The sequence below is a fragment of the Hominifimenecus sp. rT4P-3 genome (assembly GCF_051055405.1).
Taxonomy (GTDB): Bacteria; Bacillota; Clostridia; order Lachnospirales; family Lachnospiraceae; genus Pseudolachnospira.
On sequence record NZ_CP167068.1, the window covers coordinates 2,185,917 to 2,203,241 of the forward strand.

Annotated in this window: 18 protein-coding genes; 2 read left to right on the forward strand and 16 right to left on the reverse strand. The window is 48.7% G+C overall.

The features are described 5' to 3' along the window. Window positions 1-2: 2 nt before the first annotated feature. The 10 genes from ACCC71_RS10160 to ACCC71_RS10205 form a co-directional block, all read right to left on the reverse strand. Window positions 3-989, reverse strand: coding sequence for a LysR family transcriptional regulator (locus ACCC71_RS10160; RefSeq protein WP_434309514.1), 987 nt, complete (start codon window positions 987-989; stop codon window positions 3-5). Between the two features lie 221 nt (window positions 990-1,210). Continuing rightward, window positions 1,211-1,831 carry an MBL fold metallo-hydrolase gene (locus tag ACCC71_RS10165; RefSeq protein WP_434309515.1) on the reverse strand — a complete coding sequence of 207 codons (621 nt, stop codon included), beginning with the start codon at window positions 1,829-1,831 and terminating at the stop codon, window positions 1,211-1,213. A gap of 47 nt (window positions 1,832-1,878) precedes the next feature. After that, on the reverse strand, window positions 1,879-3,528 hold the full coding sequence (locus ACCC71_RS10170; RefSeq protein ID WP_434309516.1) for an ABC transporter substrate-binding protein: 1,650 nt from the start codon (window positions 3,526-3,528) through the stop codon (window positions 1,879-1,881). 21 nt (window positions 3,529-3,549) lie between these two features. Continuing rightward, window positions 3,550-4,518, reverse strand: a complete 969-nt coding sequence (locus ACCC71_RS10175; protein WP_434309517.1) for an ABC transporter ATP-binding protein — start codon at window positions 4,516-4,518, stop codon at window positions 3,550-3,552. Window position 4,519: 1 nt separating this feature from the next. Next, the gene (locus ACCC71_RS10180) at window positions 4,520-5,500 is read right to left on the reverse strand and encodes an ABC transporter ATP-binding protein (RefSeq protein ID WP_434309518.1); all 981 of its coding nucleotides are present in this window, start codon (window positions 5,498-5,500) and stop codon (window positions 4,520-4,522) included. A 12-nt stretch (window positions 5,501-5,512) separates the two neighbouring features. Then, window positions 5,513-6,352, reverse strand: coding sequence for an ABC transporter permease (locus ACCC71_RS10185; RefSeq protein ID WP_434309519.1), 840 nt, complete (start codon window positions 6,350-6,352; stop codon window positions 5,513-5,515). Next, a complete protein-coding gene (locus tag ACCC71_RS10190; protein WP_434309520.1) occupies window positions 6,349-7,314 on the reverse strand; it encodes an ABC transporter permease in 966 nt (321 codons plus the stop codon). Before ACCC71_RS10190 ends, ACCC71_RS10185 begins: the two co-directional genes overlap by 4 nt. A gap of 24 nt (window positions 7,315-7,338) precedes the next feature. Continuing rightward, window positions 7,339-8,589, reverse strand: a complete 1,251-nt coding sequence (locus ACCC71_RS10195) for a neutral/alkaline non-lysosomal ceramidase N-terminal domain-containing protein (RefSeq protein ID WP_434309521.1) — start codon at window positions 8,587-8,589, stop codon at window positions 7,339-7,341. After that, window positions 8,586-10,025, reverse strand: coding sequence for an alpha/beta hydrolase domain-containing protein (locus ACCC71_RS10200; protein ID WP_434309522.1), 1,440 nt, complete (start codon window positions 10,023-10,025; stop codon window positions 8,586-8,588). Before ACCC71_RS10200 ends, ACCC71_RS10195 begins: the two co-directional genes overlap by 4 nt. Window positions 10,026-10,068: 43 nt before the next feature. Continuing rightward, a complete protein-coding gene (locus ACCC71_RS10205) occupies window positions 10,069-11,265 on the reverse strand; it encodes an MFS transporter (RefSeq protein WP_434309523.1) in 1,197 nt (398 codons plus the stop codon). Window positions 11,266-11,547: 282 nt separating this feature from the next. Here ACCC71_RS10205 and ACCC71_RS10210 point away from each other — a divergent pair, with 282 nt between their 5' ends. Both ACCC71_RS10210 and ACCC71_RS10215 read left to right on the forward strand, forming a co-directional pair. After that, entirely contained in the window at window positions 11,548-11,841 is a 294-nt protein-coding gene (locus ACCC71_RS10210) for a nucleotidyltransferase family protein (protein WP_434309524.1), read from the forward strand. Further along, window positions 11,831-12,148 carry a HepT-like ribonuclease domain-containing protein gene (locus ACCC71_RS10215; RefSeq protein WP_434309525.1) on the forward strand — a complete coding sequence of 106 codons (318 nt, stop codon included), beginning with the start codon at window positions 11,831-11,833 and terminating at the stop codon, window positions 12,146-12,148. Before ACCC71_RS10210 ends, ACCC71_RS10215 begins: the two co-directional genes overlap by 11 nt. A gap of 27 nt (window positions 12,149-12,175) precedes the next feature. Here the strand turns inward: ACCC71_RS10215 and ACCC71_RS10220 are convergent, their stop codons facing one another. Genes ACCC71_RS10220 through ACCC71_RS10245 form a run of 6 tightly spaced genes read right to left on the reverse strand, consistent with a single transcriptional unit; the run spans window position 12,176 to window position 17,252 of the window. Further along, a complete protein-coding gene (locus tag ACCC71_RS10220) occupies window positions 12,176-13,294 on the reverse strand; it encodes an anaerobic sulfatase maturase (RefSeq protein ID WP_434309526.1) in 1,119 nt (372 codons plus the stop codon). 8 nt (window positions 13,295-13,302) lie between these two features. After that, entirely contained in the window at window positions 13,303-14,085 is a 783-nt protein-coding gene (locus tag ACCC71_RS10225) for a TSUP family transporter (protein WP_434309527.1), read from the reverse strand. 48 nt (window positions 14,086-14,133) lie between these two features. Next, complete coding sequence (locus ACCC71_RS10230; protein WP_434309528.1) at window positions 14,134-14,337, reverse strand: hypothetical protein; 204 nt, start codon at window positions 14,335-14,337, stop codon at window positions 14,134-14,136. Next, on the reverse strand, window positions 14,304-15,797 hold the full coding sequence (locus tag ACCC71_RS10235; protein ID WP_434309529.1) for a tripartite tricarboxylate transporter permease: 1,494 nt from the start codon (window positions 15,795-15,797) through the stop codon (window positions 14,304-14,306). Before ACCC71_RS10235 ends, ACCC71_RS10230 begins: the two co-directional genes overlap by 34 nt. Before the next feature lie 12 nt (window positions 15,798-15,809). Further along, entirely contained in the window at window positions 15,810-16,274 is a 465-nt protein-coding gene (locus tag ACCC71_RS10240; protein WP_434309530.1) for a tripartite tricarboxylate transporter TctB family protein, read from the reverse strand. A gap of 21 nt (window positions 16,275-16,295) precedes the next feature. Beyond that, on the reverse strand, window positions 16,296-17,252 hold the full coding sequence (locus ACCC71_RS10245; protein ID WP_434309531.1) for a tripartite tricarboxylate transporter substrate binding protein: 957 nt from the start codon (window positions 17,250-17,252) through the stop codon (window positions 16,296-16,298). Window positions 17,253-17,325 lie beyond the last annotated feature (73 nt).

Sequence of the window (17,325 nt, forward strand, 5' to 3'; positions counted from 1 at the left end):
TCTCACTCCTCTTTCCTCCCGTCTGCATCAAAAGACGGGGCTTTCATACTTTTCGGCCAGTTCCCGGCAATCATCCCGGCAATCTCCTCCAAAAACGAATTTCTTTTTTTCTTTTTCGGATAGACCAGAACAATCTCCCGCTTTAATTTCGGTTTTTCCAGTGGAAATACATGCACTTTCTTATCCGTTCTTTCCAACAGCAGACGGGACGCCGTGCCATTGCACATCCCAAAGGCCTTATTTCTCAGCACCATACTATTCACCACATCCTGGGAAGGCCCTTCCCCAAACACTTTAAACGTGCGGTGGTGATCCATAAAATATTTTCGGATTTTTTTCGAAACGCCACTCTCCATGGGGTGCATGACAATGGGGACATGGGACAGTTCTAAAATATCAACCCCTTTTTGAAACTTCTCTACATACTGATCATATTCGTCGGCAAAATAGAGACGCATCACTTCCTCTGTAATGATAATACAGTCTTCATCCTGACTTAAAGGAACCACCTCTAGCTGTTCCCGAATCGAATCCTCTACACCGGTAAAACCAGCGATCGCAAAATCCAATTCATTCCTGGACAACCGTTCTAAAATCTCCAGATTAAATCCAGTCTCAATGTGAAAAGATACATTAGGATACCGCCTCCCAATTTCGATAATCGGAAGGTTCTGCATAACCAGAGACACCAGCGGTTCAAAGATTCCTAGGGATACCCGAATATCAGCATTGTTTTCCAGGCTGCTCATATCCTGAGCCAATTCTTGATAAATCCGTTCAATTTCCTCTGCCGCCAGCAGAATCCGCTCTCCTGCCGGCGTCAGTTTTAGCTTCGGCTTCCGAACTAGCAGCATGACGCCATAATGTCTTTCCAATTTTTGAATATAAGCGCTTAAACTCTGTTGAGAAATATGCAGACTCTCCGCTGCTTTCGAAATGTTCAACTGACGGGCAATTTCAATAAAGTATTCCAGTGAAGGCTGATCCATAGACAACTCCTTTTTACGATAAAAGCTAGTCTCCGTGCGAGAATGCGGGGCAATCCGCAAGGCTTTTATTGTATCACAGTCCCTAAAAGGATTCAACGCAGCGCGTATGCCTTGCAAATAGGCCTTGCAAATAGAAAATATATTTTGTATGAAAACTCTATCTATTCTTTCAAAAAGGAGGAAAGCAGCCCCAGTAACATAATTGCTGAGGCTGCTTGTTGCTACAATTCTCGATGATTTTTGGGCATTCCATGACAAGGACACCACGAGCCAAAGCTATAAAGAGAGACTTTTTGTAAAGACTGTATTGCCTTCTCCATATCCTCGGTCATATCCGCCCTGGGACCCGTCACGCTTCCTGACTCAGTCGAACAGCAATCTCCTGCAAAAAGGCAATCCTGATAAAGAATACACACATGGCCAGCCGTATGACCTGGGGCAGGAATTACCTGATATTCTTCCAGTTTTTCCGGATAGATTTCCACCTTTGGCGGTACAAAATCCCGAAACATCTCCGCTTTTTGGGGAAGACGCGCTCGTTCTCCAGTCAAATACGCATTCTCTTCCGCCGAAACATAGACCTGGCAGGACGTCTGTTCCTGCAGCATCCGGGCATTTCCAATATGATCCATGTCCGTATGCGTCAAGAAAATCCGATGGAGATCTTCCGGCAAAAATCCTAATTCTCGGATTTCTGCCAGAATATCTTCCCCTCGCCCCGGAAGGCTCGTATCAATTAACGTCAAGCCCTGGTTATCTCGCACCAGATAGCAGTGAAACCCAGGCGCCCGCCCTTTTGCTCTGGACGCTTCCAAAAGCCAGATATTTTCCGCCAGTTTCATAATGTCTTCCCTCCTAGCCCATTGGTCAATCACCGCTCATTTTCTACTTACTCAAAGTATGCCTTCGAGAAATCTACGTTCGGCCGGAATACCATTCCCTTCAGGTTGGAAGCTACCAAGTTCAGATCAAACATATCTGCAATTCCCTTTGCAATATACTGAGATGCGATTTCATTCTGCAAATCCACATAAATCTGAACTCTAGCGCTTTCATCCGCCTCCGCAAAGGCTGCGTTGATCAGCTGATCGATCTTATCCGACATCTCTGTACCTGCATAACGGAACATTCCGTTTCCACCACCCTGAGGATTGTTTACCTTACTGAGGAAAGTGTTCATCGCTGAAGACGGCTCATTGAGCTGACCCATGTTGCCTAGGAATACGTCAAAATCGTCTCCCTTAGTCTCCAGGCGCCAGGTGTTGAAAGCGGCAGACTCCATAAATTCTACCTCAAGAGTAATTCCAGCCTTTTCCATCATGGCAGGCATCGCTTCTGCCATCGCACGGCGAAACGCATTGGAATCGCAGACCAGTTTTACCGTAATGCCGTCGGGATATCCAGCTTCCGCCAACAAAGCTTTGGCTCCTTCCGGATCGTATTTATAAGCATTATCGCCTTCCAGAGTCGCGCTGTACCACATGTTGGACGGCAGGATACTAGTAGAAGTCGAGCCGGATACATCAAAGGCAATCAGCGCCAAAGTCTCGCTGTCGATGGAATTCATGATCGCTTGGCGAACTTTGATATCCTTCATCTTCTCGCTGCTGACATTGATTCCAAAATAGTAGATTGCCTGGGACACATCTGCTTTCCAAGTGGAAATATTCTCCACCTCGCCGTTTACCACACGGTTGATATCCTCGGTAGCGGCGCTCTTATTTACATCAACGGCGCCATTTTCCAGCTCCACCATACGAACCGAAGACTCTGTGATAATCCGAAACTCCATATTTTTGATATAAGGAGCGCCTCTCCAGTAAGTCTCGTTGGCCGTAAAGCCTACGCTGACGCCAGCCTGCCAATTGGTGGCGACAAAGGGACCGGTACCGGTGATTCCTTCTCCGCGGGCAGCTTCCTCTGCATAAACAGCAGGATCCACGATAAAGATATTGGACATGGTATAAGGCAGGGTTCCAAATTCAATCAAAGTAGGAATATGAACCGTATAGTCGTCTACCTTTTCCACTTTCTCCACGTCTACATTCGCCAAATAACCCTTTGCAGAGGCGCTCTCCGCCGACGCGGTTTTCATGGTAAAGATCACGGCGTCCGCATTGAACGGATTGCCGTTGCTGAAGGTAACGTCTTTGCGCAGATGGAAGATGCATCCCTTGTTGTCATCGTCAAATTCCCAGCTTTCCGCCAGCCAGGGAATTAACTCTCCGTTCTCATCATAAGTGGTCAACGCCTCCAGCGACTGGCAGGACAACACCAGCTGCGGTCCCATGGGGCCGGACCAGGGATTCATGGTACCCGGATCGGAATTCATGGCAAATACCAGCGTATCCTTGCTGGAAGTGATCTCGCCGGACGCAGCTTCCGTGGTCTCGCCTCCCGCCGTCTCCGAACCGGCTGCTGTGGTTCCCGCCGCAACGGTTGTTCCAGCAGGCGATGTCTCCCCGCTGCTTCCCGAGCAAGCCGTCAGCACCATCGACATTGCCAGTAACGACGCCATTAAGATTTTTCCTTTTTTCATGCTGTTTCTCCTTTTCCTTTTTTATTTATCAATATGATTGATATCCTTTGCAAGATGGCAGGCCACAAAATGTCCGGGCCGTATCTCCTCCAGTTTTGGCGCTTCGCCCAAGCACGCGTCCGTCGCATAGAGACAACGCTTGGCAAAGCGGCAGCAGGGTTTCGGGTTGATGGGCGAAACGATTTCTCCCTTCAGCAAAATCCGCTGCTTCTTCTCCCCCACTTTGGGAATGGGCACCGCCGACAGGAGAGCCTGGGTATAAGGGTGCAGCGGGTGGGCAAAAAGATCGTCCGTATCACTCCACTCTACCGTCTGCCCCAGATACATCACCATGATTTGGTGAGATAGGTATTTTACTACCGACAGGTCATGGGAAATAAACATATAGGTTAATCCCCGCTCCTTCTGTAAATCCTGAAGCAGGTTGATAATCTGAGCCTGGATGGACACGTCCAAGGCTGAAACCGGTTCGTCGCAGACGACAAAATCCGGATTCATAGCAATCGCGCGAGCCACGCCGATCCTCTGGCGCCGTCCGCCGTCCAGCTCATGGGGATAGGAATCGCCCAATCGTTCCGCCAGGCCAACGGTATCCATCAATTCCCGAATCTTTTTTTCTCTTTCTGCCTTAGGAATCCCCCCGTTTTCCAAAGGCTCGGAAATGATCTGCCGCACGGACATCCGGGGATTCAGGGAAGAAAAGGGATCTTGGAAGATAATTTGCATCTCGTTGCGCAGTTCTTTTAACTGTTTTTTATCCACATGGGTAATATCTTTCCCTTTATACAAGATCTTTCCATCTGTGCTTTCCAGCAGATGAAGAACGACACGACCCAATGTGGATTTTCCACAGCCAGATTCCCCTACCACGCCCAAAGTCGTTCCTTTTTCGATCGTGAAGTTGATATTATCCACGGCATGAAGCTGTCCAGCCGCCGTCTGAAAATATTTTTTCAGCCCAACTGCTTCTAACAGAATTTCTTTTGCCAAATCATTCACCTTCCTTTCCCGAAAATAGGTGACAGCGTACCATATGACCAGGCGCAATTTCTACCAGTTCTGGCTCTTTCGCCTCGCAGACCGCCATTTTCTTCTTGCATCTCGGACAGAATTTACATCCGGCAGGCAGATTGGCCGGATCCGGCATCAGCCCGTCGATGGGTATCAGGCGATCCTGCTTCATATCAAGACTTGGAATCGCGCCAAAAAGGCCCACCGTATAGGGATGGCTGGTCTGATTAAAGATCTGTTCGGTCGTACCGGATTCCACGATCTGTCCTGCATAGATCACAGCCACACGGTCGCACATATCGGCAATGACGCCTAAATCGTGGGTGATGAGAAGCATGGAAGTACCCAATTCTTCTCGGATTCTGGTGATCATATCCAACACCTGAGCCTGAATCGTCACATCCAGAGCCGTCGTCGGTTCATCGGCCAAAAGCAGCTCCGGACGGCAAACCAAGGCCATAGCGATCACGATTCTCTGTTTCATACCCCCAGAAAACTGATGGGGATAGTCGTGATAACGTTCTGCCGGAATTCCTACCATCTCCAGGGTTTCGCAGGCTTTTCGGTAAGCATCCTTCTTCGACAGTTTTTCATGGAGCAAGATACCCTCCATGATCTGTTCCCCCACGGTGTCGATGGGGTTCAGAGCTGTCATCGGATCCTGGAAGATCATGGAGATCTTATTTCCTCGGATTTTCCTTAGTTCATTTTGAGGCAGTTTTAAAATATCCTGACCGTTGTAGAGAATGCTTCCGCTTACGATTTTGGCCGGAGGCTCCTGCAGCAGCCGAAGAATTCCCAGGGAAATCGTGGTTTTCCCCGCGCCTGTCTCTCCTACCAGCCCAAGGGTCTCTCCTTTCTGAATTTCGAGAGAAACTCCATTGACGGCGCGTACCGTCCTCTTGTGCATACAATAGTGAATGGTTAAATCTTTTATCTCCAATAAGGTTTCTTTTTCCATGTGCTTCCTCCCTTAATCCCTTAGTTTCGGGTCCAGCGCATCCCGCACACCGTCGCCCACAATATTCAGAGAGAACAGAGTCAGCAGCATGGCAATTCCCGGTGCAATAACCATCCAGGGGTAGTCGCGCAGATAAGAGCGTCCGGCAGAAAGCATCGCACCCCATTCTGGAGCCGGCGGCTGAACGCCCAGGCCCAAGAAGGAAAGGCCTGCCACCGACACGATTGCGCCGGAGATGGAAAGCGTCGTCTGCACGATGAGCGGAGCCAGAATATTGGGAATAATATGCTTAAAAATAATCTTTGCCGTGGAGGAATTGGAAGCGGTAGCGGCTTCGACAAATTCCTGGTTTCGAAGCGCCAACACCGGTCCTCTGGCCACACGGGCTTTCATGGGGATACCGGAAATGATAACGGCTAGCATCGTATTCATCATGCCCGTGCCTAAAGTAGCTGCAATGGCGATAGCAAGAAGAATCGGAGGCATTGCCATAAATACATCCAGTACACGCATCACTACATTGTCAAAGGTTCCGCCGAAGTAAGCGGATGTAGCGCCAATGATGGCTCCAAGCACCGTAGTCACAACGGCAGAAATCAGGCCGATTTCCAGAGACATCCGTCCTCCGTAAAGGATACGGCTGAAGATATCCCGTCCATAATTATCTGTGCCGCATAAATGCTCTGCGCTGGGAGGCAGATAGCGATTGATAATTTCTCCTTCGTCCCATCCATAGGGAGCAATAATATTGGCAAAGATGACCGCCAGCACAATCAGCACAAATAAAATTAGGCAGATAACCGTCAGGCGATTTTTACACAATCTGCGAAAAAAATCTTTGAATCCTGTCATGCCGCTTCCTCCTTTGCTTTTCTTTTTTTCGTCTTCGCAAACTGGGACCGGATTCTAGGGTCTACCACCGCATAGGCAATATCCACCAGTAAGTTTACCGTACAGAATCCAAAAGCAAGAAGAAGTAAAGACCCTCGAACCATCGGGTAATCCCGGTAGTTGATGGAATCCATCATCAGCTTGCCGACTCCAGGCAGAGAAAAGATTTGTTCCACGATCATCGAGCCGCCAAGAAGGATTCCAAACTGCTGCCCAATCACTGTGATGATCGGAATCATCGCATTTTTCAACTGATGGTGCATGACGACCTTTCGCTCGCTCTGGCCCTTTGCCCTTGCCGTACGTATGTAATCCTGCCTCATGACCTCCAGCATGGAAGAACGGGTCATACGCATCTGACCGGCGCAGGCAGAAAAAGCAATGGTAATGATGGGAAGCACATAATATTCCCAACCACTGTTGCCGGAGGCAGGTAAGATCTTTAATCTCTGAGCAAATACAAATACCAGCAGCAAGCCAGTAAAAAAGTTTGGCATCGACACGCCGATCATACCAATCATGGTGGCCAGGTTATCCCAAATCGAATACTGGCGCACTGCCGATACAATGCCAGTGCCGATTCCCAGCACAGCAGTAAAAAATGCTCCCAAAAACGCAACCAGGACTGTGGTAGGAAATCGTTCAAAGATCGATTCCGTTACGCTTTTTCCGGTTTTCCAGCTAATACCGAAATCCCCCTTTGTCACAATATCCTTCACATAGTTAAACCATTGCACTAGCAGAGGCTGATTCAGGCCCAGGTTCTCTCTTGTCTCTTCCAGAATGGCTTCTTCCGCATAATCGCCGGCAATGATAACCGCCGGGTCGCCAGGCGCCAGTGATAAGATCACGAACACCAGCAGAGACACACCGAGCAGTACCGGGATCATGGTCAGCACACGCTTCACGATAAATTTTGTCATTCTGCGTTCTCCTTTCCCCTTTCTTTATATTACGCCTGCAAATTCCTTTTCCAATTCACGGATCGCGCGTCTGGCCGCCATTTCATACTCTCCCTCTCCAGAGTCATCTTTGACATAAGCCGTCCATTGGCCTGCATGGGTGATAATCATGGTATTTCGGTAGGGCGATTCCTCCTTGATCCGCTGCCCAATGGCGTGGAAAATTTCACCATTGGTGGCCGCTATCGCCAGACTTCCTATCATAAACAATCCCACCCGAAACGCTACCGGGTCTTCATTAAAGGGTTTCGTCACCGCCTTTGCCGATACCTGGAAGGATTTTTTGCCGGCCCAAAGCGTTGCATATTCGGTCCACTCATCCACACTCTCCCAGGTATTCCAAACATCTCTTGCAAAACGATTTCCCATAAATTCCAAAATTACTGGACCAGCAGCTCCCAATTCCTTGGTTTCGATAGAACCGTCCGGACGGACAATATTAACCCGCGACATCATCACCGGATTCATATCGCCCGCGCAGCCGCTGGTAAAGAGAACAACCGCCTGATCTCCCCATCCCTGCTCTAAAATTCGGCAGGCCCGTCCGGGAAGGTCCCCGGAGATCTCTGTTCCAAGCCCTTCCGGATTGTTATGTATCATCATGCAGGCATGAACCGCGTAATTGTAAAGTACGGCCAAGGGCTCTCCGTTCATTCGGTCAAAACGAACTAGATAGAGATCCCGGTCCGCGGGACCTCCGTTTCGGAATCCATAGGTTCCAGCTTTTGGCCCCAGCTCTTTTTCATTCCGGTTTACATTGAGGAAGCAATCGCTGCGGGCTACGCCCATCCGTACCGGTTCCAGCCGTTCCTCCGCCTGCCGGATCGCTCCGGGAATCAATTCCCGCAAAAACTTCCGGTAACGATTGATCTTTTCTGTAAACTCTTCTCCAAAAATCCGTTCAAAATCTACGTTATCCGCATAGAGCCCGCTGTGATTGTGAGTCGCCGTATAGACTACCTGTTCCTCTGGCACTCCGGCGCAATCCGCAATCAATTGGGTCACTTCCGTCGATTCCGGCACTCCCGGCAAATCCATCACAGCAAATACCAGGCGTGTTTCTTCATTTTGCACAATCAAAACACGAAAGTAAATATCTTCTGCGATTTTCCCACTAAAGACAGACGGTTTCCCCGGTGTCATATGATTCATAAAATGCGTGATCGGAAAATACTCCGGCGGCGGGGTGATACAAACCCTGACCGCTCCGGCATATAGCCGTTTCTTTTCATTCATTCCGTCGCCTCCTCCGGGAAAGGTTCCTGGACTGCCTCTAAAATCACTTTTACACTATCCTCCGCCAAAAGGAACCGGTCTTGAACTGCTTTTACGGTAGACTGAATCACCTTGCCCAAATAATCTTCCTTATTTTTGTACAGCTTTCGAATTATCTCATCCGGCAAGCGCTTTGCGCCACCCTCTTCCCGGTAAACATAGAGCGGGGCGTCCACATAAGGCGTACGGATGCCTCCTTTTGTATTCCCCACTTCATCCCTAACAAAAGTTGTATCCGGATAAGCACCTTCAAACTCCAACAAAGGGGAATGGGGCGGCTCCACCCCTTCGTTCATCCAATGAATCAGGGCTTCGGTGGCGGCCCGGAGAATATAACGCACCGGGAACTCGTATTCATAGTGAACATCCTCTCTCCAAGGCGTCTGAGATTTCTCCACATCCTCCCTGCATACGCAACGCCTCTTATCGTAGCCTGCGCGAACCCCGCAGCCTGCAATTTCGTAGCGGTGCAATTTTTTCCCCGGTTCGTCGGCGTCGGGTCTTCGCTGCATGTAAGCCCAATCCGGATGGAAACCGCCTCCTACCATATCTCCGGTAGTCAGCACATGGATAAAAGGCACCTCCGAATAGTAAATACATCTGGGGTCTGTCTCCTGAAGTTTTGGAGTCACCTGGTTAATCATGCCTGGCGCTCCGGTCATATAGATCAAAAATCCGTCGTAGACGGGCTTCTCATCCTCCAGACAATGAAGGGGATGAACCGCCCGCACATAGCAGGAAAGGTCCCCGCCGGAAGCCGCCGTAGCCATCACTTTTTTCACCGAATAGCCTGCCATGGGATTCTCCGGGGAATCTGACTTTAACAGAGCGCACAATTGGCTAAGCATATCCCAGATCAAACCATTCTCGCTGTCCTTGCTGGTATAACCGTAGGACTTGGCCGGTTCCCCTCTTTCTTCCGGAGGAAGCGGATTCTCATAGGAAAGTTCCTGATACCGTTCCGGGTCAAAACGCTTCATGGCATCCAACGCCACATCACGGATGGCTACGCCAATCCAAGCGATGCCGTGTTCCAGATAATATTCAAAACAATGGCCCCAGCCGGGAATGGAACGATCGTATTTGGAAGCATAATTCATGGGCTCCACAACCACAATACCATTAAACTTGGCAGGCTCCGCCGGACGGCGAATCAAAATACGGGTGCAGTAAGGCGCATCCTTTGTCCGCACGGTAGGACTGTCCTGGCCAACAGGCCACTCATATACATTGGATTGCCCTTTGATCAGAAACTCCCGTTCCTCAAAGCCATACTCCGACAATTCCACTGGTTCTACCAGACGGTCGGCGGCGCTAAAGGGATAGGAGGTCTCGCTCCGGGGTAATTCCCTGCACTCTTTCGGGGGATATACCCGCACTTTTTTTCCTTCTGACATAAACATCTTCCTTTCTATGCAGCCATGATTTGTTTCTCATCCATCATGATCTTTTGGGTACTTGCGATTCGCGTTTATAGATCCACTTTTTCTGTTTAAAAGCCTTCTGATCAAAGGCAAACAAAAGTGTAGAAATGATCACGGGGATACACAGCGCCAAATACAATTTCTGATATCCCAGCCAGCCGGCTAAAATACCGGCTACAGTGGAACCGATACCCGTTCCCACATCCATTCCGACATTGATGGTACTGCTGACAGCGCCCCTCTTCTCTTTCGGCGCACGCTTAAAGGATAACGCCATCAAGGTGGAAAGATTTCCACTGTAGCCAAAACCCATCAGTCCCGCCGCCAGATATAACATGGGCGCGCTTTTTAAATTGGCAAGAACCAACAGACATCCGCAGAAAAAGAATCCTGCTGGAATCAATATGTACTCCGGGCCCTTTCGGTCTACAATTTTTCCACTGTTCAAACGAACGATCAAAATCGCTACCGAATAAACAGTAAAGAATGTGCTGGGATTCGAAATACCGGCTTCTGTTGCATAGATAATCAAAAATGTGGTGATCGAGGTATAGACCATCCCACTGAGAAATAATACCACTGCAGGAATCAACGCTTCTTTCTGTACGAGGCTGCCAACAGTAAATTTCTGCCTGCCATTTCCAGCTGGCACCGACTGGTCCGCTACCAGGAAGAGGCAGACGACGGCAAAGGCCATAATCACGCCTGCTCCGATAAACATAACCCGGTATCCGTAATTTTCGTTTAAGAATGTCCCCAGATTGGGAGCCAGCGCCATGGCCAGTACATTGGCCAAGCCATATATGCTTGACGCTTCTCCGATCTTTCCTTCGGGAGCCGTATTGGCCGCCATAGTCATGCCAATGGTGGTAGCAAATCCCCAGCCAACGCCGTGCACCAAACGGAACACCAATAACATCACGTTTGTGCTGGAAAGACTATACCCGATCATACTGACCAAAATAGTAACCAGGGAAAACATATACAGACTTTTCTTTTTCTTCCGGTCGATGAGATTTCCACAGATTGGTCTTACGATAATCGATGTGATACTGAATGCTCCCGCGATCAAACCTGCCACTGCCGCTGTTCCCTGCAAGGTCATAGCGTATTTGGCGATTGTGGTAGAGAGCATGTGCATACTGATAAAGACAAAGGCATTTACTGTCAGCAGAAGGATAAAATCCTTGTTCCAGATTGTCTCCTTTTTCATGATTTCCCCTCCTGGATTTTTTGATAGTATCAGTATATAGTCTTTCTAAATTTTTCTCCAACACTAATATCCTGTAGTCTTAACAGTTTAAAACTGTTTGTTTTTATATTGCTTTAACCGAAATTTATAAAGACTACTCTTTTTAAGGAAAGGACATTTCAGAAAATAGCAGAACACTTTTTCTTTTACAGCCTCTACAAAGAAAAAAATTCGCCGAAACGAATTTCTATCTTTCCACTTCTGAAATTTTGGTGTATACGAAAAGCAAAAGGAGGTGCTGAAATGATACCGAATCTTTCTGAAATTCAGACAGTCCTTGTACCAGTTTTTCATGCTTATGACATTTCACGTGCCATCCTATTTGGTTCCGTGGCAAAAGGCACGGCCACAGAAAAAAGCGACCTTGATCTACTCGTAGATAGTAATTTACGTGGATTAAGCTTTGTGGGTTTTATAGAAGCTGTTCGATGTGCGACGGGAATGCCTGTAGATGTTTTTGATATATCACATATTGAAAAAGATTCCAAAATTGACCGCGAAATCCGTTCTACAGGAGTAACGATCTATGAGAAATGATACAGTCCTTCAAAAAATGCATAAATATTCAACAAAACTAATTGATTATTGTTCTGGCTATACTTATGGCAGTTTTTCGTCAGACATAAAACTAGTGGAAGCTTGTGTGTTTAATCTCAGTCAACTTGGCGAGCTATGTCATTTCGTTGATAGTACCTTTGCACAAGCACATCCTGAAATTCCTTGGCGCGAAATGTATGGCTTACGCAACCGCATTGTACATGACTATGAGGGTGTGAATCTTAGACTTGTTTGGGAAATTATCATGAGGATATTCCGAAACTGCGGAATATCCTCCAAAATTTAACCGATTGCTAAACAGTAAAGAAATGTATCACGGTTCCGAATAGTATTCTGCCAGAGCCTGCAAATTCTTTTCGGCATAAGCTAAAAATTCCTGATAGGACTCGCAATAATAATTCAGCCCTACCGCTCCGCGGTCGTCCCGGTCTCTTCGACAGCCACCGCGGCAAAGATAGCCAAAACGGCAAGTCTTGCACTTTTCTTCCGGTTGCGCGGACTCCATGGCAAAGCGAAGCGCTCCCTCGCTCTGCATCAGTTGCTCCAGCGGCTCTTCGGCCAGATTTCCCATCCGATATTCATCCATCACATAAAAATCGCAGGGATACGCGCTTCCATCCGCCTCGATGACCAGCTGAGGAATGCAACGGCCCATCAACCCGCAGCTTTCCGGTTCCACTCCCATTTGAATCCCCAACAGATTGTCAAAATAGCGGATATAAACCGAATCTCCTTTTATTTGATCCGCAAACCACTCATCAAACAAAGTTTTCAAAAATTCGGTATAGAGCTCCGGCGTTAAAGAGTAATCGGAACTCCCCCTCTCCCACTCATAGGGGTCTAGGCAGGGGATAAATTGGAGATACCGCCATCCGTTTTTCTTATACTGATGATAGATTTTATAGGCTCTCCTGGCGGATTGCCTCGTAATCACCGTTAAAATATTAAACTCCACCTGATATTTTTTTAAAAGCTGAGCCGTCCGATAGATCCGGTTATAAGTCTCTTTCCCCGCCGCATCTGGACGCAGCCTGTCATGGATGTCTTTGGTTCCATCGATGGACAAGCCGACGAGAAAATGGTTTTCATGGAGAAACTCCGCCCATTCCTCGTCTATCTTCAGCCCATTGGTTTGAATCGAATTAGAGACCTCGATCTTTTTTGTATTGTATTTTTTTTGAAAATCTACCAGAGATCGAAAATAATCCAGACCGGCCAGCGTCGGCTCTCCACCCTGGAAAACAAAAGCACAGCTTTCCTCCGCAGTCTCCAGAACCTTTTTTACAATCTTCTCCAGCGTCTCTTCGCTCATAATTCCATAAGATTTTACTTCCCGAAGTTCGCTGACATCATGATAAAAGCAATACCGGCAGCGCATATTGCAGTTGCCGGACGCCGGTTTAATCATAATATTAATGTGACGTAATTTCATACTTCCTCCTAAAACAACCCCGCGTTATGGAAACTTAAAATCAAAATTCCCACGCAGGCGCACAGATACAAGACTCGAACCTGCTTTTCCTGAAGACGCTTATTGATCAGACTTCCCAGGTTTCCGCCGATGAGGCCGCCCCCTACCATCAGCATCAGAGCCAACGGCAAAAATTCCGGTACGGCGCCCGTAAACAGTGTCACCAGGAAAGAGGCCGATTGAGAGAACAAAATAATATACAACGAATTCGCCGCCGCATGGCGTGTGTCCATGGAAAAAAATAGGGAAAGCACCGCTAGATTTAACGGCCCTCCGCCGATTCCCAAAAAGGAAGAAAGAATTCCCAGTGCCGCTCCCAGCAACGCACAGACCACTTTGCTCTTTACGTGAAACGAGATCAGCTTCGCAGAAAAGATCGTGTAAAAAAGGACGACCACCATCATGCCTACCATGACCAACGACTGGGTATGACCCACCGCAGCCGGATCCTGGGCATGGGCCTTTATGTATTGGAATATCTGAGAGCCCACCACTCCGCCGACAGCCGCGCCAATCGCAAGAGGGGTTCCGGTATTCATCTGAATTTTTACCTGGCCCGCTTTCATGATCTTATATACGGAAACCATACTCATCGTCAGGACCGTACATCCGGACAAAAAACTGATCGATGCGACGCCCATTACCTGCAGAGAATCCAGCGTTGGCTTAATAATAATCCCTCCGCCAATTCCACAGATCGAACCAAGAATTGACGCTCCTAGACTGACAAGAAAAAAAACAAGATAAATCATCGTAACCCATTCCTTTTATAAACTTCATTAACTATACCTGATTTCCCTTTAAAAAGCAAGCGCGTAATTTTTCTTTTCCAAAGCAGTATCACGTTCCTCAGTTACCTTAAATTGTAAAAAGTAATATTTTTCCGCCACCCAAATAGAATGGGCCGCTCTCACGGCTCTCTTGCCGTAAAAGCAGCCCATAAATTTTGCGCAGTAAGCTCGAAATAACACTACTGTTTCCCCTTCGCCCGCTTCTCTTTCCATAGTGGAATCCCTACAGAAAACAACGCCAGCAAGAGGAATACCAGGCAAATCGGTCTCTGTACAAAGATCAAGGGACTCCCATCCGACATGATCAGAGACTGGCGAAGGGACATCTCGGTCAGCTGGGCCAAAACCATCGCGATCAAAAGGGGAGCCATCGGAAATCCGAATTTCCCCAGGACAAAGCCCAATACGCCGAAGAAAACAGCGATTCCCACCGAGGCAAAGGAGTTATTGCTGGCATAAGCGCCCACCAGGCAAAGCACCAGGATAATAGGAAGCAGAATCGACGAAGGAACCTGCGTAATCTTGGAAAACCACCGGATGGCAAAGCGTCCCTGCAGCAGCATGATGAGATTGACCAGGAAAAATCCGATGATCACCGTATACACCAGGACGCCGTGTTCGGTAAAGAGCTTCGGCCCAGTGCTGAGCCCATGGATCGTCAACGCTCCCAAAAGAATAGCCGTTACCGTATCGCCCGGTATTCCCAAGGTAAACATCGGAATGAGCGTCGCTCCCGTCGTGGCGTTTTTTGCGGTTTCCGCGGCAATGATTCCGTCCATACTGCCATTGCCAAACTCTTCCGGATGCTTTGATTTTGCCTTTTCATTGTTATAGGCCAGGAAGGAAGCAATCGCTCCACCGGTTCCCGGAATCGCGCCGACGATGATGCCGGTGATACTGGAACGAAGAATATTCGGCACATGGGGACGCAGATTTTTCAATGGATATTTTTGCTTGCAATCCACCGAGACATCGCCGAATTCCGCCGCCACCGATTTGATCCGTACCTCGATCTGATTGAATACTTCGGCAATCGCAAACACGCCGATCATGGCCGGCACCATGCCCACGCCGGAGTACAGGAAGCTCTGCCCGAAGATAAATCGGGCCTGACCTTCGTAAGGGTCGATCCCCACACAGGCAAAGAGAAGTCCCAAGCCAGCCATCATGATTCCTTTTGCCAGGGATTTTCCACTAACGGAAGCGATAATCGTAAGTCCGAACATCGCCAAGGCAAAATATTCCGGCGGACCGAAATTCACCGCCAACTTCGCAATCAAAGGCGCAATCAAAAGCAGCGCTAATCCGCTCAAAAGTCCTCCAATGGTGGAGGTAAGCAAGGAACCCATCAATGCCTCATAGGCTCTTCCCTTTTTCGTCATGGCATAGCCGTCCGCTACGGTGGCCACCGAAGCCGGCGTTCCCGGCGTGCGGATCAAAATAGCGGTAATACTTCCGCCGTAGACGCCGCCGCAGTAGGCTCCCACCAAGATCAAAATTCCGGCGGTCGGCGACATGCCAAAGGTGAAGGGAAGCATCAAGGCTACCGCCAGCGTCGCGCTTAATCCTGGCAAAGCTCCGACTACAATCCCCACGGCCACCCCGGCAAACATACATAAAAACATTTCCAGGGAAAGCATATTTCCCAGAGCCGCTACGATATTGTCCATCATATCCGTTTCCTCCTAGAAAAAGAACAGCCCCTGGGGAAGTCTCAAATTCAGCGCCAGTTTAAAAAGCGCATACACCGACAAGGTCAAAATCAGAGAGAGCGACAGGATCTGTACGGCGCTTCGATTTCCGGCAAGAAGCATAATCCCGGCGGAAAGCAGCGCCGTGGCGATCACAAAACCGATTTTAGGCATGACCAAAAGCCAGACTGCCAAGGCCGCCACCGCGATCAAAACCCGCAGAGTTCCTTTTTTGTCAAAATACTGCTTCTCTTCTCCCTCGTTTTGCTCCCGCAGCGTCCGAATCAGATCCGCGATTCCGCAGACAAAAATCAGTATCGTTACCAGATAGGGGAGGAAGCGGGTGTTTACCACCCCTTCCTCATAAATCTTGACCTGGCTGGGAATCGAGAAGAAGACTACCGCATCCACCGCCATAATCACAGCAGTCGGAATCATTTTCTTTTTCTTATTCTGCATCCTAACTCCTCTCCAGGAGGCTTATTTCAGGCCTGCCTCCGCGATAATCTTTGCAAACATCTCCGAATCCTGCTTCAACTTTTCCGTCATCTCGCTGCCCGTACGGTAGTCGGCGCCGATATGCCCGGTTTCCAGGAACTTCTTCACGGCATCCGACTGGGCAGCCTTCCCGAATTTTTCTTCCAGCACCTTCATCACATCGTCCGGCGTATCCTTCGGAGCCATCAAGAAGAAATCCAGAGACATCTCGATGTCAAAGCCTTTTTCCTTCAAGGTCGGAATATCCGGGTACAGAGGGGAGCGTTCCGGACTGGACACCGCTAAAATCCGAATTTCCCCGGAATCCACGTAGGAATACATCTCGCTGACTACCGTGGAAATCACGTCTACATTGCCGCCAAGTAATCCTGTCACCAGTTTTGCTCCGCCCTCAAAGCCGACCAGCTTATAGTCTAATCCGGCTTTCTCAAAAAACTGTACCTGGAACAGGTGATGAAGCGTTCCCACACCCGTATGTCCGGCTGTCACGGTCCCGCTGGCAGCCGCCAAATCTTCTATCGTCTGATAGGGAGAATCCGCTTTCACAGCCAGGCAGGTCGGCTCGCTGGCAATGCCCGCTACGGCCCGAAAACTAGCTAAACTATACCTAAGATCATCCATCATATGAGGCTGCAATACCATCGGTCCGGAGGCGTTAAAAATCAGATTATAACCGTCCGCTTCTGCCTCCGCCGCCTGGGCAGTTCCCACGGTTCCGCTGGCGCCGGTTACATTGGTGACCACCACCGACTGACCCAGTTCCTCTTTTGCCGCATCCCCCAGCACACGAGCTAGGAGGTCGGTTCCTCCTCCGCTGCCGAAGGGGACGATCATATTGATGTTTTCCGAGGGAAATTCTCCTTTGGAAGAACATCCCATCAATCCCAAAGCCATTACGGCAACTGCTGCTGCCGCCAACACTTTTCTTTTCATCTTCATACTTTCTCTCCTTCTTTTTTGTTTATTCACACAAACGCCTGTGGCACATTCCTGGCAGAGGCATTCTTTTTCT